This is a genomic window from Micromonospora peucetia (assembly GCF_900091625.1).
Taxonomy (GTDB): domain Bacteria; phylum Actinomycetota; class Actinomycetes; order Mycobacteriales; family Micromonosporaceae; genus Micromonospora; species Micromonospora peucetia.
The window spans coordinates 3,701,641-3,726,154 of record NZ_FMIC01000002.1 but is presented as its reverse complement, the minus strand read 5'-3'; the positions used below and the strand labels follow the sequence as shown (position 1 = coordinate 3,726,154).

The window sequence follows — 24,514 nt, the reverse complement described above, 5'->3', positions numbered from 1 at the left end:
ACACCCGCCGCCGCTCCCGACCCGCCCTGAACGTCAGTGAACGAGACGGGAACCGAGATGACTCACAACAAGCTACGAGAGCGGCCAGGCAGGGTCATTGCGTTGTCGCGGGTGCGGTCCCCGGTCGGTTCGGGGCTCGTGGCCGGGGCGGAGCTGTGGGCGAGGCGGTCGATGCCGTGGGGCGGCGCCTATGGAGCTGAGTCGTCCACGTCATCAACGCCGGTCGGGCCATGGCCCGTCGGGTGACCCACGACCGTCGGGTCGGCGCTTGCGGTCGCCGAGCACGGCGGGCGCGGGTGATGTCGTATCCGACTCAGCTCCATAGGCACCGGGAGGCATACCCCGCCATGGAGCAGCGCCCACCCCAAATCCCCCAGACCCCCTGGTCGAAGCGCTCCCGCCCGACTTCGCAGTCGCCCTAGGCCAGGCGGCGGCGATGGGGCTGACGCCCAACGCGGCGAGCGTAGGCAAAGTGCGGTGCCGGACTAATCGGTTGGCACCGCGCCGCCTCACCGCACTACCGTGCCGGTCGTGCCCATCCACGATGACGAGGTCCGAGCCACCGTCGGTCAGATGCGCCGCCTGGTGACGGCCCAGTGCCCACAGTGGGCTGACCTTCCCGTTACCAATTTGGCCGACGAGTTGGAGGGCACCGACCATGTACTGTTCCGGATCGGCAACGACCTCGTCGCCCGGATGCCCAAGATTGCCTCGGCGGTCGACCAAGCCGATTCTGATGCTCGATGGCTGCCCGTGCTGGCGCCTCACCTGCCGGTGCGGATCCCCGTTCCGCTGCACGTCGGCGAGCCGGGCGCGGGCTACCCGTGGCGGTGGACGGTGGTGCCGTGGGTCCCGGGCGACACACCGCCCCGGCTCGGCTGCGACGACGTACCCCTGGCCCGCGACGTGGCGGCCTTCGTCCATGCCCTGCACCGGATGGATCCTGCCGAAGGTCCGGTCAAGCCACCGGGTTCCCGCGGGTCCGCCCTGCGCCACGTCGACGCGAACGTCCGCCGGGTGCTGCCCCGCCTGGCCGAGCATGACGACGGCTTCGACGTGGCCGCAGCCGAGGCCGCCTGGGACGCCTGCCTCGCCGCTCCCGACTGGGACCGAGACCCCGTATGGATCCACGGCGACCTGCAGCCGGGCAACCTGATCACCGACGCTGGCCGGCTGGTCGCGGTCGTCGACTTCGGGGCACTCGGTGTCGGCGACCCGGCACCGGACGTGGCACCGGCGCTGTGGACCTTCACCGGCGCGGCTCGGGACGCGTACCGGAAGGCAATCGAGTACGACGACGCCACCTGGCACCGCGCCTGCGGCTGGGCCCTCGCACCGTCGCTGACCGGCATCGACTACTACCGGCACACCTTTCCCCGGATGGCCGAGCACGGCCGCCGAATGGTCCGCGCAGTGATCGCAGAACTGACGTGAGTGCCGCTGCCAGCGAGCGGCTCCGCGGACCCGCCAGTCGCAGAGGCGGCACGCGACGAGCCCCGAAGTTGGGGTCGGCAACCACATCAGTTGGAACGTGACGAACTGAGACGGAGCGGGCCGCCGGTCATCCGGCGGCCCGTTTCGCGTGCTGGTCAGAGTGTGGGCGCGGCAGGTTTCGAACCTGCGACCCCTCGCTTGTAAGTTCCATGACGCCCTGTCCAGAGAGGTCCGTCGGTGTCCATCGCCAGGAGGGATAGGCATGTATCACCGCTCCTGACCTGCCCTGAACGTCAGTGAACGAGACGAGAACTGAGACGGGTAGATGCTCGCGACGAGCCACCAGAGCAACCAAGCTGCTTTGGGCTGACGCCCAACACTTCGAGCGGCGGCAACGTGGCAGTGGCCCTCACCTGAAGGGGACGGGAGCTGTCGGGAAGGCGACTGACTTCCTGTCGCCAGTTTAGGGCCATTCTTTATAGTTTGTCTTATGCGTCTGGGTGCGCTACAGATCTTGAATGGTCAGGTTGTGTCGGGTTTGAGGGTCAGTCCGGTGTGCGCGAGGAAGCTGTCGAGTAGGTCGGTGCGGTACTGGATGCTCTTGAGTCGGTTCTTGACGATTGCGAGGAGGTGGTCGACGCCGGTCACGGCGAGGTTGCCGATGCTGCGTTTGAGGTGGGACCACACTGCCTCTGTCGGGTTCAGGTCCGGGGCGTAGGCCGGTAGCCGGATGACGGTCAGCCAGTCCCGGGCGTCGATCATCTGCCGCATGGCGGCGGAGACGTGGGTGTTCAGGTTGTCCCAGACGCACACGATCGGGCCGCCGAGCTGCTGGTGAGCGGCGTCGAGCAGGCAGATGTAGTCGCGTTCACTGAAGCTACGGCGCTCGTTCTTGCGACCGCGATGGGTGATCGTGCGGTAGATCAGCCGGGACCGCTTCCCGGGCCGGTAACAGGTCAACCCGGCGATCGAGACCCGACCGGAACCCTTGCCCGCCACCGGAACCACAGGGGTGTGCCCGCGTCGTCCCCAGGTGCGGGCCTTCGGAGGGCGCAACGTCTGACCAGCCTCGTCCTCGAAGACCAGCCACGCCTGCCGCTGCGCCGCTACCGTTTTCCCGCCGGCCACGTCTCCCGCCGCCAGGTGACGATCGCGGCCTCGTCACGCTCGACCGCACGATGCGCGGGGACCTGCACCGACCAACCCAACCGGTACATGATGTTCGCCGTCCCGCGCAGCGTGTACCGGGTACGGAACATCCGGGCGATCAAGTCCGACACCCGCGCCAGGGTCCACCGCTGATCACTACCGAACCCGTGCGCCGCCGGCCCTTCCTCCAGGCCATCGGCCAGCCGCCGCAGCCGGCCCTCATCCAGGCGACACCGAGACCCACCCGGCCCTTTCGAGGCCAGGGCCTGCTCACCACCGACCTGCCACCGTTTACGCCACCCGTACACCGCGGTCTGCGACACCCGCAGCCTGCGCGCGATCTCCGGCACCGACACATCCTGGGCGAACCACCCGGCCGCCTGCCGTCGTACCGCCTCACGCTTCGCCCGCCCCCGCGCGGACAACCCACCTCCATCGGGATACCTCATCCCATCGATCTACCCCAACGCGAGGCCATCACACAGGCCACATCGGACGAACCTGGCCATTCAAGGTCTGTAAGCGGCTACGATCGCGACTTGCTGTAGCCCGTCAGCCTCATTCGATGGGTTGGCGGATAGGAGGAGATCGTGCCGCAGAGCCAGGTCCGGTTCATCAAGGCGTACGTCATTCATGGGCGGACAACCGAAGGGCTTTTGAATTACCCCGAGTTCTTTCACTGGCTCGTCAATCTCCCCTACGGGCGAACAAGAATCGATGTTAGCTCCAACGTCGTGCTTGCGATCGTACGTTCAGTTGAGCGAGAAGGGATGCATCACTTCCGATTCGTTAGCGGAAATCCGAGAGATATCCCAATTCTTTACGACGAGAGCACCGGCACAACCGTACAGGGGCGCACACCAGAGGGGACCTGGCTAGTTCAGTCAACCAGGGTTTCCGTCGCCCCCGAGGACCGGTGCGTCTTTATTGAGAGTCGTCGCGTGGGTGTTGGGGCAACCAATCTGGAGCGATATTTCAACAACATCGCTCGCAATCTCGGATTCGTGGAGAAATTGCACGTCGATCTAAGCCCGATGCCTTCACCATCATTCGAGGAAGACATCAATCAACTGGTCCGCATTCGAGAAGCGGCTCTGGTTGTCGCAAGGCCCAACTCCGATTGGGACGATTCCAGTGACTTGCTATCACGCTTGGCTGACGATTCCAACGCCGGCGAGGCCGAGATCGCAGTGAAGGCGGAACGCGGAAAGTCGCTGTCCCGCACCTCTGGGGCGATTCGTCTCGTTAAACAGCACCTTCGAGACGGCCTTCATAACCTTCGGAATATCAGGATCGTTGGCCGGAGGGAAGGAGAAGCTGCCGACCGGATTCTCACCCTCGACAAGCATCAGATGCGGACAACAACGCGGATCAATTCGGCAGCTCCCCAGGAGGAGCAGGATGAGCAGGTGTTCGCTGCGGCCGAGGAGCTGGCGGAAGCGGCCCTACCTCTGGTCAGGGAGAGGGCACGACAGGCGTCGGGGTAGAGCCGGAAACTTGTCGTACGCCTGTCCTAGGGTTGCATCATGACGAGTTCGAAGCAGTCACGCGTGCGGTACTTTCGCTTCACACGTTCGCACCTAGGGCCTCGCTTCTCGGACACCGTTTTTCATCGTAATGTGTCGATAAGTCTACTCGGTGCTGGAGTCCTTACCTTTGCGGCCTTCCAGTTGGACTTCTTCCCTGCCCTAACGAAGATCGCGGTCAAAGATTTTGTGGCCGGGCTCCTGGCGTACTCCGCTCTTGGCTTCGGCGCCTCGACAGCCGCCGCCGCCTTGGCTTTGTCTATCCCTAAGACCAGCTACTACTACACGATGATTGCGAATGGGCCAGGAGCACCAGAGGTTGTCATTGGCCCAGACGATAAGCCGCGGGCCCGAAATCCTGACGAGCAGCACCTTCTGACTCCAGCCCGCTATAACTCGCGATTCCGTTCTTTGTACGGCGATCTCGTCTTTACCTTCTTATGGACAATGGTCGCTCAGCTTACCCTAGGCGTGGGGGCTATGGCGTATTTTGCGATAGCGGGAGACGCGAATATGGTGGACCCGTCCCACTGCCTACGCTCCCGGCTTGGCTTCTTCATGGTTATCTCGATAATCATCTACGCTCTACTTCAAATGCTTGCTCTCCTCCGGGCGATGGCTGACTATGCCCGCCTTCAAGAGACTTTCGACCGCCGCAAGCTTGGTCTCTAGCCTTCGAACACCTGCCACCCCGTCTGTCGCCCCGCACACCGTGGAGCGGGCCAGGGCCAGGGCCAGGGTGACAAGGGTGGAGCGCCCTACGGGACGCACGACCCTGTCGCGCTCGCCACTGGCAGGTCAGGCACACGCTCTTGCGCCCGCAAGCAAGGATGAGCAGGTCCGTGTCCAACAGCCCGGGGTGAGCCATGACAGACCCTCGCCGCTTTCGCCCTATAAGCGGAGCGACGATCGCGATGCTTGCCGCGTTAGTCGCCGTGGCGGCCGCGGCATCCGTTTATCTCCTACTGTCACTGGTCAAGGGGGTGGGCAACCAGGCCGAGGAGGTTCGACTCCAGATCGAAGCGATTAAAACTGGCCTTACCGTAGGCGCGGGGACCGGCGGAGCACTGGCACTTCTTCTCACCGCGCGCAGGCAATGGTTAAGCGAGCGCGAACATCTGCTACAAATTCGGACCTCACAAGTCACCGAGCGAGATGCAGAAGAACGCCGGATAACTGACCTATACGCCAAAGCCGCCGAACTGCTGGGGCACGACCGACCGTCCGCGCGCATCGCCGCCTTATACGCCCTATCCCGCCTAGGCGAGAATAATCCCAGCCACAGGAACACCGTAGTCAACCTGATCTGCGGCTATCTTCGCCTTGCGCCTCCAATTGACTTAGCCGAGGCAAGCCCTTGGTTATTCCGAGACGAGTTAGAGGTTCGATATACCGCTCAGCGGATACTAAAGAGCCATCTTGCCGGAAGCGATGCAGCACGGTGGGAGCCGGTCGAGCTGGACCTTACAGGAGCGACGCTCTACGACTTCGATATCGAAGAGTGCAGGCTGAGACGTGGAATATTCCGAGGCTGCATCTTCCAGGGGCGCTCGAAATTCTCGCATGTTCACATCGCCGAAGACATCAGGTTTGAAGGGGCATGCTTCGCTGGTCGGGTCGAGTTTGCGGGAGCCAAGCTAGGCGGCCACGCCTACTTCGACGAGTGCGAGTTCCACGACGAAGCCGAATTTCGGTCAGCGCGCTTCGAATCCGGCGCGTCGTTCGATAAGTGCATCTTTAGCTCTGCCGCCGCATTTGTCAGCACTCACTTCGAAGCTCATGTCGAGTTCTACAAGGCAACATTCAAAGACGGGGCATTCTTCAACCGCGCCTCCTTCAACGGCGGGGGACTATTCGACCACGCCCGATTCCACGACTTCCTAGGGCTGGTCGACGCGAAGTGTGACGGCAAGATCAGGATCATTGGGGCGCATTTCTTTCACTTCTTTGACCTCGGCGATAACAAGTTCTACGAGCTATACAATTCCCGCGTCTGGTTTGACGAACCAGACTTGGGCGTAATGGCAGTATGCCCTCCCCCTGGATGGGACTACGGCGAATACATCGATGGCTACCGTCCACTCGTTCCCGACAAGAGCCACGAAGTGTAGTTACGCGGCGACAGCGGCGCGGGTACCAATGCATCGTTGGCACCCATCCGGCAAGCCGCTCCATTAGCACGCCGACCATCTCACCCATACACGTAATTATCACATCCGCTCTGTCCAGCCTCGCTGGGCGTCGTTGGCGAGTGCCACTAAAGGCATCATCTCATTCCTTTTGCCGGCTTTTGCGGATCATTTCAAGCCTTTGCTTTCGTACTGATATCCAGAACAACTCCTCCCTATCACCTCCAAGGTCCGCCGATATCTCTTCTTCCGATTCGGGATAGCTCCGCAAGAATTCAAGCCCAACGCGGAAGTAACTATTTGCGTCAAATATGACATAGGCGTCATCTGGCCTCCCGCGACTCAGGGGAATTCCTTGGGTATGAATTTTCACACCACAGCGAGGACCCTCAGCATCCGCCGGATGGAACCAGATATACGAATCGCACGACTCCTTTTCGCTGTCACCCTCATCAAGAATGTTTACCCAGTCATCAACCTGCTTCCGAGCGAAAACTTGAAAAAGAGCATGCTGGCCGGGGTGTAAGATATGTGCACCTTCTAAGGGACGTCTCGTAACTCGGGTGGTCGTCCATGGTGGATTATGTCGGGGTGCAGGTGATCTCGGCGGTTCGCCCGGAGTGGATCTTCCCGTTCACCGGGCTGCAGCCCGCCCAGTTCCGCAGGCTGGTCCGGCTGGTCGCTGAGCGTGGCGGGTGACGCGATCGCCGATGGTCGGCCAGGCCGGCAGTGGTCGCTTGACCTCGCCGATCGGGTGTTGCTGGTCGCCGCGTACTGGCGCACGAACCTGACCATGCGGCAGATCGGTCCGCTGTTCGGGGTGTCGCACTCCGAGGCGCTCGGACTGAAGTGGCGCCGGATCGACCTGGACAAGGGGCTACTCCGCACGCCGCGGCAGCTTCAGCGGCACCGGTGGCAGCACGGCTGCGACAACCCGCACGCGTGCGGCGCTCGCCTGCACAAGGTCGAGCCCTGCCCGAAGGACTGCAAGCGCCACCAGCTCGCGTGTCCGCCGCCGTGCCCCCGCGACTTGCACCCGGCACGCCAGCAAATGCCCTCAGCGCCACGGTGGCGGCCTCAAAGAGGTTGACGTGAAGTCTCGGGCCGGTCGCCGTGCCGTCGGTATTCCCGCTCCCCTGCTCAAAGCGCTGAAGCAGCACAGGGCAGCCCAGGAGAAGGAACGGGAGACCGCAGCCCAACTCTGGGAGGAAGGCGATTGGGTGTTCGCCCAACCGAACGGCCGACCGATCGACCCGCGCGCCGATCATGACGCGTGGAAGGCGCTGCTGAAGGAGGCGAACGTACGGGATGCCCGCCTGCACGACGCCCGGCACACGGCCGCGACCATGCTCCTGGCGCTCGGCGTGCCGACCCGCGCGGTCATGGAGGTAATGGGCTGGTCGCAGATGGCGATGACGACCCGCTATCAGCACCTCGATCTCCGGCATCGCTGAGCAGGTTGCCGGACTGCTCTGGCGAACGAACTGAGACGACGCAGGGCACCGGTCATCCGGTGCCCTGCTCGCGTGCTGGTCAGAGTGTGGGCGCGGCAGGTTTCGAACCTGCGACCCCTCGCTTGTAAGGCGAGTGCTCTCCCACTGAGCTACGCGCCCGGAACGCCCGTACGGCGGGCCGGAGGTTGGCAAGCTTACCCTGCCCTCCACCGGCCCGGTCGTACGGTGTGCCCGGTCGGTCAGGCCGCGACGGCGCCGGCGAGGGCCTTACGCCAGCCCTGCTGGTCGCGTGCCTCCCCGGGCATGTTCATCTCGGAGAAGCGGACCACTCCGGCCTTGTCGATCACAAAGGTGCCCCGGTTGGCGATGCCGGCGACCTCGTTGAAGACGCCGTACGACTGGGCGACCGCGCCGTGTGGCCAGAAGTCGGCCAGCAGCGGGAACTGGTAGCCCTCCTTGTCGGCCCAGATCTTGTGAGCGTAGACCGAGTCGACGCTGACGGTCAGCACCTGGACGTCGTCGTTGCCGTAGTCGTTGAGGTTGTCCCGCACCTCGCACAGCTCACCCTGGCAGATCCCGGTGAAGGCGAGTGGGTAGAAGACCAGCAGCACGGTGCGCTTGCCACGGAAGTCCGAGAGCCGGACCTCCTGGTTGTTCTGGTCCTTGAGCACGAAGTCCGGCGCCTCGGCGCCAACCTCGATCGGCATGCGAGCTCCTCAGGATGGGATCGGATGGGCAACAGCCTGCCACACCCGGCGGCGGACGCCGCCGGGTGATCGTCGGCGACGCCTACTTCTTGCCGCCCTTGGCCCCGCGGCGCAGGACGAGGCGGGCGCCGCTCCAGTCCCGGCCGGCGTTGACGGTGGAGGTCTGCTGGAGGCCGGCGGTGGGCGCGGACTCAGCGACCTCGCTCGGCTCGACGTGCCCCTCACGCCCCGCCTTGGGCGTGAGCAGCCACACCACACCGTTGTCGGCCAGCGGGCCGAGGGCGTCGACGAGAAGCTCGAAGAGATCACCGTCACCGTCGCGGTACCAGACCAGCACCGCGTCGACCACCTCGTCGGTGTCTTCGTCGACCAGATCTCCACAGCGGTCGGTCAGGGCGTCCCGGAGATCCTGGTCGACGTCGTCGTCGTACCCCATCTCCATGACGACCATCCCCGGTTCGATCCCGAACCGGTCCGCCAGGCTGCGTACCCCGTCGGCGGCCTGACCAGCGGTCGCGCTCACTGTCGCGTGCCTCCTCATCTCATCCCTACCCGCGGCGTCAGGTCGACGCCGTCAGGCAAAGTCCACACAGTTGTGGCTCCCCGCGCAAGTGGCGCACCGGGTGGAACGGAATTTACCGTGCCAAGAGCGCGCGGGCACCCTGGGTAATTGCTTCCTCGGAGACCAGAACCTGACGGGCCGCCGGGCCCAATGGTACAAACGAGTCAACTCCGGCTACCCGCCGCGCCGCTCCGACGTATCCGCCGTCCACCAGGGCCGCGATGATCCCCTCGCCGACCCCGCCGGACCGGCGGGTCTCGTCCACGACCAGCACCCGGCCGGTGGCCGCCGCCTCCCGGATGACGTCGGCCACCGGCAGCGGGGCCAGCCAGCGGAGGTCCACCACCCGGGTGCCGATCCCCTCGTCGGCCAGGGTCGCCGCCGCGCGCAGCGACATCGGGACCCCGTTACCGAAAGTAATGATGGTGACGTCCTCGGCCGAGCCGACGCCGTAGACGCGGGCCCTGCCGATGGGGAGGTGCCCGCCGGCCCACGCGCCGGGCTCGGCATAGTGGGCCAACCACTCGCCGTCACCGTCGGCGTACAGGTCGCGGGTGTGGTACAGCGCGATCGGCTCCAGGAAGACGCAGACGCTGCCGTCCACCGCCGCGCTGGCCAGGCAGGTGCGCAGCATCGGCGCGGCGTCGTCCGGCCGCGCCGGCACCGCGATCACCAGGCCCGGCACATCCCGGAGTACGGCCACCGAGTTGTCGTTGTGGAAGTGCCCCCCGAAGCCTTCCTGGTAGGCCAGACCGGCCACCCGCACCACCATCGGGTTACGGAAGGCGCCCCGTGAGAAGAACTGCATCGTGGCCGCCTCGCCACGCAACTGGTCCTCGGCGTTGTGCAGGTACGCCAGGTACTGGATCTCGGGCACGGGCAGCAGCCCGGCCAGCCCGGCGCCCAGCGCCACACCGAGGATCGAGGTCTCGTCGAGGAGGGTGTCGAAGACCCGGGCCGGGCCGAAGCGGTCCCGCAGCCCCTTGGTCACCCCGTACAGGCCGCCCTTGGCGCCGACGTCCTCGCCGAACACGGCCATCTGCGGATGGTCGAGCATCCCGTCGGCGAGCGCGGCGTTGATGCTCTGCGCCAGCGTCAGCGGACCGGCCAGCTCCGGCGGCTTCCCGCCGAACGCCTCCGCCCGGGCTCCGGCACCGGGGCCTGCGGCGCGGGCCGCCGCCTCGCCCACCGCCCGGGTGACCCGGGCCGGCCGGCGCGGGGCCAGCGGGGCCACCACCTCGGCGGGTGCGGTGAGTTTCGGCTCGTCCAGCACCTCCTCGGCGATCCGGCGCACCTGCCAGCCGATCTCGTCGTAGCGGGCCAGCAGTTCCTCGCCGGTGGCAACCCCGGCCCCGACCAGCAGCCGGGCGGTACCGGCCAGCGGATCCCGGTGGAGGTCGGCGGCGATCTCCTCGGCGCTCCGGTAGGCGGTCTCGGCGTCCGCGCCGGCGTGCCCCATCAGCCGTACGGTCGACAGGTGGAGCACGGCGGGGCGTCGGTGCCGGCGCACCCAGGCCACCGCCTCGGCCGCCACCTCGTACGCCCGCACCAGGTCGCCGCCGTCCGCGGCGAAGTAGCGGACGCCCGGCTTGGACCGCAGCGTGGTCTCCACCCACCCCTTCGGGGAGCGGACGCTGATGCCGAGGCCGTTGTCCTCGCAGACGAAGAGCACCGGGATGCGCAGGCCGGTGTGGTCGTACCAGCCGGCGGTGTTGAACGCGGCGGTGGCGCTGGCGTGGTTGACCGAGGCGTCGCCGAACGAGCAGACCACGACGGCGTCCGGCGGCCAGGCCGCCTGCGTGGCGGCCCCGCCGCTGCCGATCCGCGCCCCGTCCCGCCGGCCCGCGGTGTCCAGCCGGCGGAGCCGTTCCACCGCCAGCCCCATCCCGACGGCGCGGGGCAGGTGCGAGGCGATGGTGGAGGTGGTCGGGACGACGGCCAGGTCGGCTCGGCCGAACACCTTGTGCCGTCCGCCGGTGGCTGGCTCCTCGCTGGAGGCGACCATGCCCCGCAGCACGTCGCGGGCCGCCTCGGCGTACCCCGGGGAGAACGGCCGGTCCACGGCGGGCCCGGCGCCGCCGGTCGGATCGTCCGGGACAGGGGAGTCCGGGGCGGGGGCGTCGCCGGATCCGGCCGGGCCGGCCGGCGCGGCTCCGGCGGGCCCGTCGGCCGCACCCGGCTGCTCGACCCCGGGCCGGTCGGTACCGCCCTGCTCAGCCCCGGGCCGGTCGACCTCGGCCAGCTCGGCACCGGCCAACTCGGCCTCGGGCCGGTCGGACGATGCCGACCGGGCGGCCTGGGCGGCGCGGACGCAGTAGAAGGCGCCCGAGCGGTAGTGCAGCAGCGCCGGGTCGGTGACGCGCAGGGCGGCGGCGACCGCGGCGTTTCCCTCGTGGCCCGCGGAGCCGATCGTGTAGAACCCCTCGCCGAAGCTGCGCAGCCACCGGCCGGCCAGGTCGAGCTGACGACTGGTGGCCTGCGCGTCGAAGAGTTCCAGCGCCCGCGCGCCGGTCAGCGTCGTGTCGTCGGTGACCGGCCGGGCCGGGTCACGCCGCTGCGGCGGGACGGCCAGCGCGGCCAACGCCTCCCGGAAGCGGTCGTCGAGATCTTGCGGGGTGGTCACGTCGGACAGCATTACCGACAAGCGGCCCGAGCGCCCACTCGGACACGAACGACACGGGGTGGATCAGTCGTCGCCGCACCGCTCCGGGCAGCCGCCGTCGGAGACCTTCCAGACCAGCTCACGCAGGGCCGACAGCTCCTCCAGGGTGAGCCCGGCGAGCAGTCGGGAGTCCGACATGACCTGCCGCACCCGGGCCCGTACCTGCCGCCCCGGCCCGGTCACCACCAGCGTCTTCTGCCGCCGGTCGGCGGGGTCGGTGCGCCGCTCGACCAGCCCGGCCCGCTCCAGCTTGTCGACCAGGGCGGTCACGTTGGAGCGGTCGCAGCCCAGCCCTTCGGCGAGGTCCCGGGCCGGCAGCGGCCGGTCCGGGTCCAGTTCGTGCAGCGCCCGCGCGGTCGCGGGGGTGAGCCCCAGCTCGGCGATCTCCACGTCCTGGTGGTGGCGCAGCGCGGAGGCGAGGTGTGTGATGCGGCGCACCACGTCGCCGGCCAGCGCCGCACGATCGGCGGAGTCCGGCGGGGTGGAGGGGGCGGTGTGCTGCGCCATGACCCACAGCCTACTTACGCTCAGCAGTTGATCTTCTCGCGACGCTCGGCGGACCGCCGGGACGCGAGGCGGGCGTGGTCAGCCGGGGAGGAACGAGAAACGGACCGTGCGGGTGGGGTTGTCGCCGTTGGGGTCGACCAGACAGACCGACTGCCAGGTGCCCAACGCCAGCCGCCCGTCGACGACCGGCAGCGTCGCGTACGGGGGGACGAACGCCGGCAGCACGTGGTCGCGCCCGTGGCCGGGCGAGCCGTGCCGGTGCCGCCACCGGTTGTCGGTGGGAAGCAGGTCGTCGAGTGCGGCGAGCAGGTCGTCGTCGGAACCCGACCCGGTCTCGATGATCGCCAGCCCGGCGGTGGCGTGCGGCACGAAGACGTGCAGCAGACCGTCGCCCTGCCCGGAGACGAACCGCTCGGCCTCCGCCGTGATGTCCCGGACGGTCGGCCGGGACCCGGTCTGGACCGTGATCACCTCACTGCGCATACGACGCATTCTGCCCGAGCGGGTCAGCAATCGCCGCCGGAGTTCCCGCCACCGGACCGGCCGCCGCCGGAGTCCCCGCCGACCGAGCGAGCGGCCCGGCTCACACCGGGCGGCCGGTTGCGCAAAGTTACTGGCGGGTACCTGTGTCGCGCGTCGCGTCTCCGGGCGGTGGACGTGACGGCGGGTGCCACCAGGGGGCAGGATGGCGCTAGAGACCTATCCCACACAGAACCGAGGGAACGCCTGTGGCTACGGAACGCAAGCGCCCGGTGATCACCGCTGGTCTGCCGAGCCAGCTTCCGGACATCGACCCTGAAGAGACCAGCGAATGGGTCGAGTCGCTCGACGGTGTCATCGACGAGCGCGGGACAAAACGCGCCCGCTACGTCATGCTGAGCCTGCTGGAGCGGGCCCGCGAGCGCCAGGTCGGGGTGCCGTCCCTGACCACCACCGACTACATCAACACCATCCCGCCGGAGCGTGAGCCCTGGTTCCCGGGTGACGAGCACGTGGAACGGCGGATCCGGGCGTACGTCCGGTGGAACGCGGCCATGCTGGTGCACCGGGCCCAGCGTCCCGAGATCGGCGTCGGCGGGCACATCTCCACCTTCGCCAGCTCGGCCTCGCTCTACGAGGTGGGCTTCAACCACTTCTTCCGGGGCAAGAACCACCCGGGCGGCGGCGACCAGATCTACTACCAGGGCCACGCCTCCCCCGGCATGTACGCGCGGGCGTTCCTGGAGGGGCGGCTGACCGAGCACCAGCTCGACGGGTTCCGCCAGGAGCTGTCGCACCCGGGCGGCGGCCTGCCGTCCTACCCGCACCCCCGGCTCATGCCGGACTTCTGGGAGTTCCCCACGGTCTCCATGGGCCTGGGCGGGCTGAACGCGATCTACCAGGCGCGGTTCAACCGCTACCTGCACCACCGGGGCATCAAGGACACCTCGGACCAGCACGTCTGGGCCTACCTGGGCGACGGCGAGATGGACGAGCCGGAGACGCTCGGCGCGATCGGTGTGGCCGCCCGCGAGGAGCTGGACAACCTCACCTTCGTGATCAACTGCAACCTCCAGCGGCTCGACGGGCCGGTGCGCGGCAACGGCAAGGTCATGCAGGAGCTGGAGGCGTTCTTCCGGGGCGCCGGCTGGAACGTCATCAAGGTGGTCTGGGGCCGGGAGTGGGACCCGCTGCTCGCCGCGGACACCGACGGCGCGCTGGTCAACCTGATGAACACCACGCCCGACGGTGACTACCAGACCTACAAGGCGGAGTCCGGGGCGTACGTCCGGGAGCACTTCTTCGGCCGCGACCAGCGGACCCGCAAGATGGTCGAGGACTTCAGCGACGACGAGATCTGGAACCTGAAGCGGGGCGGGCACGACTACCGCAAGCTCTACGCGGCCTACAAGGCGGCGATGGAGCACACCGGCCAGCCGACCGTGATCCTGGCCAAGACGATCAAGGGCTGGACGCTGGGCTCGCACTTCGAGGGTCGCAATGCCACCCACCAGATGAAGAAGCTGACGCTGGAGGACCTGAAGACCTTCCGCGACCGGCTCTACCTGGACATCCCGGACAAGGCGCTGGAGGACAACCCCTACCTGCCGCCGTACTACAACCCGGGCGACAAGTCCGACGAGATCGCGTACCTCAAGGAGCGGCGCCAACAGCTCGGCGGCTACCTGCCGTCGCGGCGCCCCGGTCAGAAGCGGCTGGCCATTCCCGGCCCGGAGCGCTTCGCCGACGTCAAGCGCGGCTCGGGCAAACAGAAGGTGGCCACCACGATGGCCTTCGTCCGCCTACTCAAGGACGTGATGAAGGACAAGGAGTTCGGCAAGCGCTGGGTGCCGATCATCCCGGACGAGGCCCGCACCTTCGGCATGGACTCGCTCTTCCCGACGCAGAAGATCTACTCGCCGCACGGTCAGCGGTACACCGCCGTCGACCGGGAGCTGTTCCTGTCGTACAAGGAGTCCACGAACGGGCAGATCCTGCACGAGGGGATCAACGAGGCCGGCTCGGTCGCCTCGTTCACCGCGGCGGGCTCGGCGTACGCCACGCACGACGAGCCGATGATCCCGATGTACATGTTCTACTCGATGTTCGGGTTCCAGCGCACCGCCGACGGGCTGTGGGCCGCCGCCGACCAGATGACCCGGGGCTTCCTGCTCGGCGCCACCGCCGGCCGGACCACGCTCAACGGCGAGGGGCTCCAGCACGAGGACGGCCACTCGCTGCTGATCGCCGCCACCAACCCGGCGGTGGTCGCGTACGACGCGGCGTTCGGTTTCGAGCTGGCGCACATCCTGGAGAACGGCCTGCACCGGATGTACGGCGAGGCGCAGGAGAACGTCTTCTACTACCTGACGGTCTACAACGAGCCGATCCTGCAGCCGGCGGAGCCGGCGGGTGTGGACGTCGAGGGCCTGCTCAAGGGCATCTACCACTACTCCCCCGCCCCGCAGGTGGACGGCCCGAAGGCCAACGTGCTCGCCTCCGGCACGGGCATGCAGTGGGCGCTCAAGGCGCAGCAGCTGCTGGCTCAGGACTGGGGCGTGGCCGCCGACGTCTGGTCGGTGACCTCCTGGACGGAGCTGCGCCGCGACGCGGTGGAGTGCGAGGAGCACAACCTGCTCAACCCGGGCTCGGAGCAGCGGGTGCCGTACATCCAGCAGAAGCTGGCCGACGCCGACGGGCCGAAGGTCGCGGTCAGCGACTGGATGCGCGCGGTGCCGGACCTGGTCGCCCGCTGGGTGCCCGGCGACTACACCTCGCTCGGCACGGACGGGTTCGGCATGTCCGACACCCGGCACGCCCTGCGCCGGCACTTCCACGTCGACGCCGAGTCGGTGGTGGTCGCGACGCTGCGGCAGTTGGCCCTGCGCGGCACGGTACCGGCGAACGTGCCGGCCGAGGCGGCCAAGAAGTACGCCATCGAGGACGTGAACGCGGCCCCGGTCGGCGAGACCGGCGGCGACAGCTAGACACGTACGAGACGAAGGGCCCGGCGCATCCGCGCCGGGCCCTTCGCCGTCCCCGCCGTCGAGGAACTGGCCGGGGTGGTCAGCCGACGGCGGCCAGGTCGGTGAGCCGGGCCAGCGACTCCTCCAGGTCGGCGCCGACCCTGCGCAGGCCGAGGCGGAGCAGGGCGGCCTTGACCGGACCGGCCGGCCAGCGTACGACGATGAGCCGCACGATCGTCCCGCCCTCCTCCTCACCCGTGGTGAGCTGGACGTAGATCTCGGTGCGCGCCTCCGCCCGGGCACCGGCGCCCCTGGCGCGTTCGCGCCAGCCGATCAGGGACGGCTCCTGGTAGGCGATCACCTCGGCCTCATGGGCCGCGCCCCGTCCCGCCTGGACGAGTTGTCGACGCCCGTAGCCCTCCCCCGAGAGCACCTCGGCCGCACGGACCCCCGCCAGCCAGGCCGGCAACTGCTCGGCCCGCTGCACGACGTCCCAGACCGCTTCCACTGGCGCCATCACGTGCGCACTGCGTTCCACGAGGATCATTTTCCGTCTTTCCTCCAGTGAGGACTTCCCACGATATCGGCACTCTATGCGCAAATTCGGACGTACCGGGACGGGTTCGGAAAAGACACGCCGAAATGCATTGCGCTACCACGACGTACGGCCTATGGCGCATCGACCGATGGCGTCCTAGAGTCGCGAACACGATTCACGTATGACGGGAGAGCGCATGTCGACCGCAGCAATGCCCGAGTTCCCCGCCGGATTCCGCTGGGGAGTGTCCACCTCCGCCTACCAGATCGAGGGCGGCGCCGACACCGACGGACGCGGAACCTCCATCTGGGACACGTTCGCCCACACCCCCGGCCGGATCGCCGACGGCAGCACCGGCGACGTGGCCTGCGACCACTACCACCGGCACGCCGAGGATGTCGCGCTGCTCGCCGGGCTGGGCGTCTCGTCGTACCGCTTCTCGATCGCCTGGCCCCGGGTGCGGCCCACCGGCGACGGCCCGGTCGACCCGCGCGGGCTGGACTTCTACGACCGGCTCGTCGACGACCTGCTCGCCCACGACATCGACCCGGTCGCCACGCTCTTCCACTGGGACCTGCCCCAGTCCCTCGAGGACGCGGGCGGCTGGCTCAACCGGGACACCGCCCACCGCTTCGCCGAGTACGCCGACGCCACCGCCGCCCGGCTCGGCGACCGGGTGAAACTCTGGATCACCCTCAACGAGCCCTTCATCCACATGAGCCTCGGCCACGCCACGGGCGAACACGCCCCCGGCCGGACGCTGCTCTTCGACGCCTTCCCTGTCGCCCACCACCAACTCCTCGGCCACGGTCTCGCCGTCGCCGCGCTGCGGACGCACACCACCAGCCCGATCGCCATCGCGAACAACTACTCGCCCGTCCGTCCGGCCGGGGACAGCGACGCCGACCGGGCGGCCGTCGCGGCGTACGAGGCGCTGCACAACCGCCTCTTCACCGACCCGCTGTTCGGCCGGGGCTACCCCGACGAGCTGGGCTTCGACACGAGCGCGGTACGCGCCGACGACCTCGACGTGATCGCCGCGCCGATCGACGTGCTGGGGGTCAACTACTACAACCCCACCGGCGTACGCGCCGCGCAGGAGGGCTCGCCGCTGCCGTTCGAGCTGGTGCCGCTGGAGGGATACCCACGTACCGCCTTCGACTGGCCGGTCGCCCCCGACGGGCTGCACGAACTGCTCGGCTGGCTGCACCGCACGTACGCCGACGACCTGCCGCCGATCCAGATCACCGAGAGCGGCTGCGCGTACGACGACACGCCCGACGCCGACGGCCGGGTGCACGACCCGGAGCGGATCGCCTACCTCGACGGGCACCTGCGCGCCATACACGCCGCGATGGCCGACGGCGTCGACGTGACCGGCTACTTCGTCTGGTCGCTGCTGGACAACTGGGAGTGGGCGGAGGGCTTCACCAAGCGGTTCGGCCTCGTGCACGTCGACTTCGACACCCAGCTCCGTACGCCCAAGTCCTCGTACGCCTGGCTTCGTGACCTGATCGCCCGGCCGTGACCACCGTCGATCCGACGCCCGCCTCGCTGCCGGCGGCGCTCGCCGACCCGACCGTGCCGGTCCGGCGGGGCTGGATCGCGCTGATCTTCGCCGGCAACCTCGGGGTCTGGATGGCGTTCTTCACGCCGATCCAGGTGCTGCTGCCGCAGCAGCTGGAGCAGATCGCACCGGCCGACAAGGAGACCGCGCTCGCCGTGGTCACCGGCCTCGGCGCGCTCGCCGCGGTGCTCGCCAACCCCCTCGCCGGCGCCCTCTCGGACCGGACCTGCCTGCGGCTGGCCGGACGCGAGTTCGGCCGCCGGCATGTCTGGACCGCCGGTGGCGCGCTGCTCGGCGCCGCCGCCCTGGTGCTGCTGGCGCAGCAGCGCACCGTCGCCGGGGTCGCGCTCGGCTGGGTCGCCGCCCAGGTCTGCTTCAACGCGATGCTGGCCAGCCTGACCGCCGCCGTGCCGGACCGGGTGCCGGTCGCCCAGCGGGGTGGCGTCTCCGGCTGGGTCGGCATCCCCCAGGCGCTCGGGCTGGTGCTGGGGGTGGTGCTGGTCACCGCCGTGGTGAGCGGCACCGCCGCCGGTTACCTGGCGATGGCGGCGGCGGTGCTGCTGCTGTCCCTGCCGTTCGCGCTGCTCACCGCCGACGACCCGCTGCCCAGGGCGCACCGCCCGGCACTGCGGTGGCGCGCCCTGTTCGCGTCGATGTGGGTCTCGCCCCGCCGCCACCCCGACTTCGGCTGGGCCTGGATCACCCGGTTCCTGGTGCAGCTCGGCAACGCGCTCGGCACGCTCTACCTGCTCTTCTTCCTCACCGACGAGGTGCGCCACCCCGATCCCGAGGGCGGCCTGCTGGTGCTGATCCTGCTCTACACGGCCGGCCTGGCGGCCACCGCCGTGGTGGCCGGGCGACTGTCGGACCGGTCCGGCCGGCGCAAGGTCTTCGTCATCACGGCCGGTGGGATCATGGCGGTCGCCGCGCTGCTGCTCGCCGTCGCGCCGGTCTGGCCGGTGGCCGTGGCCGCCGCGCTGCTGCTCGGCGCCGGCTACGGCATCTACCTGTCGGTGGACGCCGCGCTGATCACCCAGGTGCTGCCGGCCGCCGCCGACCGGGCCAAGGACCTGGGCGTGATCAACATCGCCAACTCCGCTCCGCAGGTGCTCGGTCCGGCGATCTCCGCCCCGCTCGTGGTGTACCTCGGCGGCTATCCGGCGCTCTACGCGGTCACCGCGGCGGTCACCGTACTGGGCAGTGTGCTGGTGCTCAAGATCCGCTCGGTGCCCTGAGCCGCACCCCTGGCGGAATCCGGTCGCGGGTCGCCGTAGGCTGGGGGCGTGACGGTACGTGTACGCTTCGCCCCCTCCCCGACCGGTATGTTCCACGTCGGCGGTGCCCGCTCGGCACTCCAGAACTGGATCTACGCCAAGCAGCAGGGCGGGGTGTTCGTGCTCCGCATCGAGGACACCGACGCGGCCCGCAACAAGCCGGAGTGGACCGAGGGCATCCTCTCCGCGCTCGACTGGATCGGCATCGAGCGCGACAGCTACGAGGGCCCCTACTTCCAGTCCCAGTACGCCGGCGAGCACCGGGCCGCCGCCGCCCGGCTGCACGAGTCCGGCCGGGCGTACTACTGCGACTGCACCCGCGACGCCGTGCAGGCCCGCACCGGCTCGCAGTACCAGGGCTACGACGGGTTCTGCCGCGACCGGGGCCTGCCGGCCGGCGAGGGCCGCGCCCTGCGCTTCCGTACGCCGGACGAGGGCGCGACCGTGGTGGTCGACCTGATCCGCGGCGAGCCCACCTTCGAGAACAAGCTCATCGAGGACTTCGTCATCGCCCGGGGCGACGGCTCGCCGGTCTTCCTGCTGGCCAACGTGGTCGACGACATGACCATGGGGATCACCCACGTGATCCGGGCCGAGGAGCACCTGCCCAACACCCCCAAGCAGCAGCTGCTCTGGGACGCACTCGGGGTCAAGCCGCCGATCTGGGCGCACGTGCCGGTGGTGGTCAACGAGAAGCGGCAGAAGCTCTCCAAGCGCCGGGACAAGGTGGCCCTGGAGGCGTTCCGGGACGAGGGCTACCTGGCCGCGGCGATGCGCAACTACCTGATGCTGCTCGGCTGGGCGCCGTCGGGTGACCGGGAGATCGTCCCGTGGTCGGTGATCGAGGAGGAGTTCCGGCTGGACGAGGTCAACCCCTCACCGGCGTTCTTCGACGAGAAGAAGCTCCGCGCGTTCAACGGCGAATACATCCGGGCGCTCCCGGTCGAGGAGTTCGTCGACGCCTGCCGGCCGTGGCTGACGGGCACCGGCACCATCGCCCCGCCGCCGTGGCAGCCGGAGGAGTTCGACGCGGACGCCTTCGCGGCCGTGGCATCGCTCGCCCAGACCCGGATCGCGGTGCTCAGCGAGATCGTGCCGAACGTCGACTTCCTCTTCCTCGCCGCGCCGCTGATCGACGAGGCCGCCTGGACCAAGGCCATGAAGGAGGGCTCGGCGGAGCTGCTGGACGCCGCCACGGCGGCGTTCGAGGCAGTGGAGTCGTGGGACGCGGAGACGCTGAAGTCGACGATGGAGGCGGTCGGCGCCGAGCGCGGGCTCAAGCTCGGCAAGGCCCAGGCCCCGGTGCGGGTCGCGGTCACCGGCCGCACCGTCGGGCTGCCGCTGTTCGAGTCGCTGGAGGTGCTGGGTCGCGAGCGCGCCCTGAGCCGGCTGCGCGCCGCCCGGGTCCGCCTGGTCTGAGCCCGTCAGCGCCCGGACCGTCGGTCCGGGCGCTGACCCCGTAGGTGCCGCTCAGCGGCGGGTGGAGCGGCGACGGAGCAGCAGGCCCACGGCGAGAGCGGCGAGGAGAAGCACGCCGCCGAGCGCCCACAGCCAGCCACGCCCGGCCGCACCGTCGTTCTCCTTCGCCGCCGGCACCGCGGCTTCCGGCGTGCCTGGGCTCGCCGGACCGGGCGCGGCCGAGGTCGGCCCGGCCCCGGTCGACGGCGGTACGGCCGACGCAGGAGCGCTCGGGCCGGTCGGCGGCTCGGCGGGGGTGCCGGTGGTCAGGGTGAACCGCACCTCGCCGGTCACCGGGTGCCCGTCGCTGGACGCCAGCCGGTAGCCGACGACGTAGAGCCCCGCCCGGCCCGGCTTGAACGGAACGCTCACCCGGGAACCGGCGAAGGTCGGCGTGCCGCCCAACGCGGCCACGTTGTCCGGGCCGGTGACTGTGATCTTCGTCGTACCCGGATCCGCCTTCGCCAGGAAACGCAGCTCGATCTTTGCCGGAGCCTCGGCCACCCGGGCACCGTTGCGCGGATCGCTGCCGGTCAACGAGTTGTGGGCCGCCGCCGGCGCGGCCGGCAGCAACAACGACACACCGAACGCCACGCCGAACACCACTGGCCAGGTGCGCGCCGCGCGTGGGAACCTGCCCCCCATGAACCCCTCCGTAAAGGTACGATCCGCCCGCTGATCAACGGCCACCGTTCATTGGTCGGGCTGGGATCACAGATAGTTCCAATTACTGTTCCACGAGCTGCAACCAATCGGCGTTCTGCGGAGTCTTGAGGGTGACACCCCTGTACGGGTCTGGTCACCCCCGTCGGCCAGGCAACGCGTGACCTGCAGCAAGCCACCCATCGAACGGGGCGAGGAGGCGGCGATGGTCCGAACGATGCGGCGGTTGGTCGCGGTGTTGACGGGCGGGCTCGCGGCGGCGGTCCTGTCCCTCGGTCTGACCGACACGGCAAAGGCGGCAGCGAAGCCCGCGCCCGCCGGCGTGGAGATCACCGGGGAGGGGCTGGCGGTGCCGCTGCGGCTGCGCGCCGAGGCTGCCCCGGCGCACGTGGTGGCGATCATCGACCAGGTCAACTTCCTCGGCCGCACGGGGCAGGCCAAGGGCCCGAAGGCGGCCGACCTCGGTCCGAAGTACACGGTCGTGGTGTTCGCCGGTGACGTCGCGAAGCAGACGTACGACCTCTATCCGAAGGCGGTCGGCGGGCCGCGCGTCTACCGCCCGGCCAAGCAGCCGGACGCCCGCAAGACCGCCGCGGGCTGGTTCCTGGGCCGGCTCAACATGTCGGAGACCCTCCGCACGGCCGGGGTGCCGCTGGAGCGGCAGTTCGACACCGTCAGTGGCGGCGTCGGCGGCGGCGAACGGGTCATCCCGGAAGACGCCCTCAACCCGGCGAAGGGCATCGACGAGGCGTTCGGCGAGTTGCAGCGGCTGATGCTGCTCAACATCGCGGTGGCGCTGGTCATCACGTCGGGGCTCGCCGGGATCGCGCTGCTGGTCCGCCGCCGCACCCGCTGACCCCGCCGTCCGGGGCCGGCCGAGGCCCCCTACGTCAACACCAGCGGCGTGGCGGTCCCTCACGGCGGGTGACGCGCTGCCGGGGGCGGACCGGGCCGTGGCGGTGCGCGCCGGCCCACCCGGACAGGTCGCTGCGGCAGCCCTGCACCGCCGCCGGCTCGGCCTCGCCGGTCGTTGCCGGCTCGGCAAGGCGCTGCCGGGGCACCGCCACGTCGTCGTCGGGGCGCTCGGCCGCTCGGGCCGGGTGCTCCGGCGAGTGGGCCGGGAAGCCGCCGGACGGCCGGCGGTGCTTGGCTGCCGCCTGCTGCTCGTGGTGGCCCGGCCGGCAGGGCTCGCCCTGGGCGCAGCCGTGCTCGGCCTCCCCGTGCGCCATCCCGGTCTCCTCACGCTCGCCCCGCCCGCCGGGGTCGCTCCGACGGGCCCTGTCACCGTACTGGCCGGGACCGACGGCTCGTGCAGCCGGACCCGGGTCACCGCCGCGCCCGGCACACCGCCACCCCGTTCGAGCTGCGCCGACGGGGAAGACCGGCTCCCGGACCCCGAAGGCGACGAGCCGGCTGGCGACGGCGAGGGCTGCCCCTGCCGACCCCGCCCACCGACTCCCGGGTCCGATCGGTGTAGGTCTTTCGGGGGATGCGGGGGCGGGTGGAGTCCTCCAACGGTCTGAGTCCGGCCGGCCGTGGGTGTGGTGGGATCGGGCCATGCGACCGCCGACCTGGCTCGGGGCCGGTACGGCCGGCCGGGACCTCATGCTCGCCGGCGCGTCCCTGGTCGGCGGCCTGGTCTTCTACGGCCTGAACACCCAACCGCAGTTCACCTGGCAGCCGGGCCTGCCGGAACCACTGTTCCTGCTGCCGCTGGCGGTGGTCTGCGCGGCGGTGGGCCTGCGCCGGGTCGCCACCCGGACCAGCCTGGCGCTCGGCACGGTGGCGGTGCTGGTCGACCTCGCGATGGGCGGCTCGCTGGCCACCATCCTCGTCTACACCCAGGTGCTCTACGACGCGTGCGTGTTCGGTCCGGCCCGGACCTGGCGCTGGCTGCTCCGGGTCACGGTCGGGTTGAGCGTGCTCGGCACGGCGGCGGGGATGCTCTTGACGGGCGACTGGCGGGGCGTCGGCTTCGGGATGCCGACGGTGATGGCCGGGATCCTGCCGGTGCTCACCGGGATCAGCGTGCGGCAGTACCGGGACCAGGCCGCCGCCGAACGGGCCCGGGCCGAGCAGACGGCCCGGCTGGTGGAACTGGACCGCCGGCAGGCAGTCAGCGCGGAACGGGCCCGGATGGCCCGCGAGCTGCACGACGTGATCGCCAACCACCTGAGCGCGGTGGCCATCCACGCCACGGCCGCGCTCTCCGTGCCCGGGCTCGACCGGTCGCAGGTCGAGTCGGCGCTGCGGGTGATCCGGGAGAGCAGCGTGCAGGGGCTGGGCGAGATGCGGCAGATGATCGGCCTGCTGCGGGAACCGGCGGAGGGCGGGTCGGCCGTCGATGCGACGGAGGAGCCGACCCGGGCACGGCTCAGCGAGGTGGACGCGCTGGTCGACCGGGTCCGCGCCGCAGGGCTGACCGTCCGGGTGACCCGGCGCGGCGAGCCGCGCGCGCTGCCGGTCGGGGTGGACCTGGCCGCGTACCGGATCGTGCAGGAGTCGCTGACCAACGCGCTCAAGCACGGCGCCGGCGAGGCCGACCTGCTGGTCGCGTACGAGCCGGTGGGGGTGGTGGTGGGCGTGGACAACCTGGTCGGCACCGGCCGTGGCACGCTGACCGGCGCGGGCGCCGGCCTGATCGGGATGCGGGAGCGGGCGGTGCTGCTGAACGGCCGGTTCTCGGCCGGCCCGGCGCAGGGTCGTTGGCGGGTACGGGTGCAGTTGCCGACGGAGGCAGCGCCGTGAGAGGACGGGACGTGACATGGCCGAGGTGATCCGGGTGCTGCTCGCCGACGACCAGCCGGCGGTGCGGGCCGGGTTGGCGCTGATCCTGGCCGGCGCGGCCGGCGTCGAGGTGGTCGGCCAGGCCGAGGACGGCGCCGAGGCGGTCCGGCTGTGCCGGGAGCTGCGCCCGGACGTCGCAGTGCTGGACGTGCGGATGCCTCGGCTGGACGGCATCTCGGCCACCCGGGAGATCGCCGCCGACCGGCTCGCCGACGTGCTCGTGCTCACCACCTTCGACCTCGACGAGTACGTCTTCGGGGCGCTGCGGGCCGGCGCGGCTGGCTTCGTCCTCAAGGACACCGACGCCGAGGGGCTGGTAACGGCGGTACGGACGGTCGCCCGGGGCGAGGGGTTCATCGCCCCCGCGGTCACCCGCCGCCTGATCACCGCGTTCGCGGCGACCGCTCCGACCACCCCCGCCGCGACCCGGGGGCGGTCGACGCGCTGACGCCCCGGGAGCGCGACGTGCTGGCCTGCCTCGGGCTGGGGCTGTCCAACCAGCAGATCGCCGACCGGTTGATGATGGCCGAGAGCACCACGAAGACCCACGTCAGCCGGATCCTCGCCAAGCTGGACCTGCGCAGCCGGGTGCAGGCCGCCATCCTGGCCCAGGATCTGGGACTGCCCGCCCCACCGCCGGCCTGACCAGCC

The 24,514-nt window shown here is 69.6% G+C and carries 21 protein-coding genes, 1 tRNA gene and 2 pseudogenes; 13 read left to right on the top strand and 11 right to left on the bottom strand.

Annotation, left to right across the window (positions count from 1 at the left end; translation table 11 throughout):
* Positions 1–531 precede the first annotated feature (531 nt).
* Positions 532–1,434 carry an aminoglycoside phosphotransferase family protein gene (locus GA0070608_RS17440; RefSeq protein ID WP_218107519.1) on the top strand — a complete coding sequence of 301 codons (903 nt, stop codon included), beginning with the start codon at positions 532–534 and terminating at the stop codon, positions 1,432–1,434.
* 522 nt (positions 1,435–1,956) lie between these two features.
* On the opposite strand, the gene GA0070608_RS17435 is transcribed toward GA0070608_RS17440, so the two are convergent.
* Together GA0070608_RS17435 and GA0070608_RS17430 are read right to left on the bottom strand one after the other, a co-directional pair.
* On the bottom strand, positions 1,957–2,562 hold the full coding sequence (locus GA0070608_RS17435) for a transposase (protein ID WP_245715730.1): 606 nt from the start codon (positions 2,560–2,562) through the stop codon (positions 1,957–1,959).
* A complete protein-coding gene (locus GA0070608_RS17430) occupies positions 2,541–3,032 on the bottom strand; it encodes a helix-turn-helix domain-containing protein (protein WP_091623943.1) in 492 nt (163 codons plus the stop codon). Before GA0070608_RS17430 ends, GA0070608_RS17435 begins: the two co-directional genes overlap by 22 nt.
* Before the next feature lie 141 nt (positions 3,033–3,173).
* Between GA0070608_RS17430 and GA0070608_RS32065 the strand changes: the two genes are divergently transcribed.
* The 5 genes and pseudogenes from GA0070608_RS32065 to GA0070608_RS32670 all read left to right on the top strand — a co-directional run bounded on the left by GA0070608_RS32065 (position 3,174) and on the right by GA0070608_RS32670 (position 7,692).
* A complete protein-coding gene (locus GA0070608_RS32065) occupies positions 3,174–4,070 on the top strand; it encodes a DUF4747 family protein (protein WP_141719485.1) in 897 nt (298 codons plus the stop codon).
* 39 nt (positions 4,071–4,109) lie between these two features.
* Positions 4,110–4,781, top strand: a complete 672-nt coding sequence (locus tag GA0070608_RS32060) for a hypothetical protein (RefSeq protein ID WP_141719484.1) — start codon at positions 4,110–4,112, stop codon at positions 4,779–4,781.
* Between the two features lie 194 nt (positions 4,782–4,975).
* Positions 4,976–6,220: a pentapeptide repeat-containing protein gene (locus tag GA0070608_RS17420; RefSeq protein ID WP_091629320.1), complete on the top strand. Its 1,245-nt coding sequence runs from the start codon at positions 4,976–4,978 to the stop codon at positions 6,218–6,220.
* Positions 6,221–6,829: 609 nt separating this feature from the next.
* A pseudogene (locus GA0070608_RS32675) lies at positions 6,830–7,076 on the top strand (helix-turn-helix domain-containing protein); the annotation flags it as partial.
* A 253-nt stretch (positions 7,077–7,329) separates the two neighbouring features.
* The gene (locus GA0070608_RS32670) at positions 7,330–7,692 is read left to right on the top strand and encodes a tyrosine-type recombinase/integrase (protein WP_176733595.1); all 363 of its coding nucleotides are present in this window, start codon (positions 7,330–7,332) and stop codon (positions 7,690–7,692) included.
* Between the two features lie 87 nt (positions 7,693–7,779).
* Here GA0070608_RS32670 and GA0070608_RS17410 read toward each other — a convergent pair.
* The 6 genes from GA0070608_RS17410 to GA0070608_RS17385 form a co-directional block, all read right to left on the bottom strand.
* Positions 7,780–7,851: transfer RNA gene (locus GA0070608_RS17410), tRNA-Val, on the bottom strand.
* Between the two features lie 80 nt (positions 7,852–7,931).
* Positions 7,932–8,399, bottom strand: coding sequence for a peroxiredoxin (locus GA0070608_RS17405; protein ID WP_091629318.1), 468 nt, complete (start codon positions 8,397–8,399; stop codon positions 7,932–7,934).
* Positions 8,400–8,481: 82 nt separating this feature from the next.
* A complete protein-coding gene (locus GA0070608_RS17400) occupies positions 8,482–8,922 on the bottom strand; it encodes a DUF3052 domain-containing protein (RefSeq protein WP_091629316.1) in 441 nt (146 codons plus the stop codon).
* A 112-nt stretch (positions 8,923–9,034) separates the two neighbouring features.
* Positions 9,035–11,596 (bottom strand): thiamine pyrophosphate-dependent enzyme, encoded by a 2,562-nt coding sequence (locus GA0070608_RS17395; RefSeq protein ID WP_091629314.1) that lies wholly within the window; start codon positions 11,594–11,596, stop codon positions 9,035–9,037.
* Between the two features lie 51 nt (positions 11,597–11,647).
* Positions 11,648–12,130, bottom strand: coding sequence for a MarR family winged helix-turn-helix transcriptional regulator (locus GA0070608_RS17390; protein ID WP_091629311.1), 483 nt, complete (start codon positions 12,128–12,130; stop codon positions 11,648–11,650).
* 78 nt (positions 12,131–12,208) lie between these two features.
* Positions 12,209–12,613, bottom strand: coding sequence for a YjbQ family protein (locus GA0070608_RS17385; protein WP_091629309.1), 405 nt, complete (start codon positions 12,611–12,613; stop codon positions 12,209–12,211).
* Between the two features lie 245 nt (positions 12,614–12,858).
* Here GA0070608_RS17385 and aceE point away from each other — a divergent pair, with 245 nt between their 5' ends.
* On the top strand, positions 12,859–15,597 hold the full coding sequence (aceE, locus tag GA0070608_RS17380) for a pyruvate dehydrogenase (acetyl-transferring), homodimeric type (RefSeq protein WP_091629307.1): 2,739 nt from the start codon (positions 12,859–12,861) through the stop codon (positions 15,595–15,597).
* Between the two features lie 79 nt (positions 15,598–15,676).
* Here the strand turns inward: aceE and GA0070608_RS17375 are convergent, their stop codons facing one another.
* On the bottom strand, positions 15,677–16,123 hold the full coding sequence (locus GA0070608_RS17375) for an SRPBCC family protein (RefSeq protein WP_091629305.1): 447 nt from the start codon (positions 16,121–16,123) through the stop codon (positions 15,677–15,679).
* 187 nt (positions 16,124–16,310) lie between these two features.
* Between GA0070608_RS17375 and GA0070608_RS17370 the strand changes: the two genes are divergently transcribed.
* Genes GA0070608_RS17370 through gltX form a run of 3 tightly spaced genes read left to right on the top strand, consistent with a single transcriptional unit; the run spans position 16,311 to position 20,374 of the window.
* Positions 16,311–17,642 carry a GH1 family beta-glucosidase gene (locus tag GA0070608_RS17370; protein ID WP_245715818.1) on the top strand — a complete coding sequence of 444 codons (1,332 nt, stop codon included), beginning with the start codon at positions 16,311–16,313 and terminating at the stop codon, positions 17,640–17,642.
* Entirely contained in the window at positions 17,639–18,916 is a 1,278-nt protein-coding gene (locus tag GA0070608_RS17365; RefSeq protein ID WP_091629300.1) for an MFS transporter, read from the top strand. Before GA0070608_RS17370 ends, GA0070608_RS17365 begins: the two co-directional genes overlap by 4 nt.
* Before the next feature lie 48 nt (positions 18,917–18,964).
* Complete coding sequence (gltX, locus tag GA0070608_RS17360) at positions 18,965–20,374, top strand: glutamate--tRNA ligase (protein WP_091629297.1); 1,410 nt, start codon at positions 18,965–18,967, stop codon at positions 20,372–20,374.
* A 51-nt stretch (positions 20,375–20,425) separates the two neighbouring features.
* Here the strand turns inward: gltX and GA0070608_RS17355 are convergent, their stop codons facing one another.
* Entirely contained in the window at positions 20,426–21,058 is a 633-nt protein-coding gene (locus GA0070608_RS17355; protein WP_091629294.1) for a copper resistance CopC family protein, read from the bottom strand.
* Positions 21,059–21,281: 223 nt separating this feature from the next.
* Between GA0070608_RS17355 and GA0070608_RS17350 the strand changes: the two genes are divergently transcribed.
* Entirely contained in the window at positions 21,282–21,932 is a 651-nt protein-coding gene (locus tag GA0070608_RS17350; protein ID WP_091635353.1) for a hypothetical protein, read from the top strand.
* A gap of 34 nt (positions 21,933–21,966) precedes the next feature.
* Here the strand turns inward: GA0070608_RS17350 and GA0070608_RS17345 are convergent, their stop codons facing one another.
* Positions 21,967–22,305, bottom strand: a complete 339-nt coding sequence (locus GA0070608_RS17345; RefSeq protein ID WP_091629292.1) for a hypothetical protein — start codon at positions 22,303–22,305, stop codon at positions 21,967–21,969.
* A 328-nt stretch (positions 22,306–22,633) separates the two neighbouring features.
* On the opposite strand from GA0070608_RS17345, the gene GA0070608_RS17340 reads away from it, so the two are divergent.
* Together GA0070608_RS17340 and GA0070608_RS17335 are read left to right on the top strand one after the other, a co-directional pair.
* Positions 22,634–23,824, top strand: a complete 1,191-nt coding sequence (locus GA0070608_RS17340) for a sensor histidine kinase (protein ID WP_091629289.1) — start codon at positions 22,634–22,636, stop codon at positions 23,822–23,824.
* A 25-nt stretch (positions 23,825–23,849) separates the two neighbouring features.
* Positions 23,850–24,508 (top strand): annotated as a pseudogene (locus GA0070608_RS17335) (response regulator).
* Positions 24,509–24,514: the final 6 nt, after the last annotated feature.

Excerpts from the sequence above, each read along its gene's own strand:
- GA0070608_RS17370 (WP_245715818.1), top strand. The coding sequence starts at position 16,311 with ATGTCGACCGCAGCAATGCCCGAGTTCCCCGCCGGATTCCGCTGGGGA.
- GA0070608_RS17345 (WP_091629292.1), bottom strand. The coding sequence starts at position 22,305 with ATGGCGCACGGGGAGGCCGAGCACGGCTGCGCCCAGGGCGAGCCCTGC.
- GA0070608_RS17350 (WP_091635353.1), top strand. The coding sequence starts at position 21,282 with ATGGTCCGAACGATGCGGCGGTTGGTCGCGGTGTTGACGGGCGGGCTC.
- GA0070608_RS17355 (WP_091629294.1), bottom strand. The coding sequence starts at position 21,058 with ATGGGGGGCAGGTTCCCACGCGCGGCGCGCACCTGGCCAGTGGTGTTC.
- GA0070608_RS17375 (WP_091629305.1), bottom strand. The coding sequence starts at position 16,123 with ATGATCCTCGTGGAACGCAGTGCGCACGTGATGGCGCCAGTGGAAGCG.
- GA0070608_RS17385 (WP_091629309.1), bottom strand. The coding sequence starts at position 12,613 with ATGCGCAGTGAGGTGATCACGGTCCAGACCGGGTCCCGGCCGACCGTC.
- GA0070608_RS17390 (WP_091629311.1), bottom strand. The coding sequence starts at position 12,130 with ATGGCGCAGCACACCGCCCCCTCCACCCCGCCGGACTCCGCCGATCGT.
- GA0070608_RS17420 (WP_091629320.1), top strand. The coding sequence starts at position 4,976 with ATGACAGACCCTCGCCGCTTTCGCCCTATAAGCGGAGCGACGATCGCG.
- GA0070608_RS17430 (WP_091623943.1), bottom strand. The coding sequence starts at position 3,032 with ATGAGGTATCCCGATGGAGGTGGGTTGTCCGCGCGGGGGCGGGCGAAG.
- GA0070608_RS17340 (WP_091629289.1), top strand. The coding sequence starts at position 22,634 with ATGCGACCGCCGACCTGGCTCGGGGCCGGTACGGCCGGCCGGGACCTC.
- GA0070608_RS32060 (WP_141719484.1), top strand. The coding sequence starts at position 4,110 with ATGACGAGTTCGAAGCAGTCACGCGTGCGGTACTTTCGCTTCACACGT.
- GA0070608_RS17395 (WP_091629314.1), bottom strand. The coding sequence starts at position 11,596 with ATGCTGTCCGACGTGACCACCCCGCAAGATCTCGACGACCGCTTCCGG.
- GA0070608_RS17405 (WP_091629318.1), bottom strand. The coding sequence starts at position 8,399 with ATGCCGATCGAGGTTGGCGCCGAGGCGCCGGACTTCGTGCTCAAGGAC.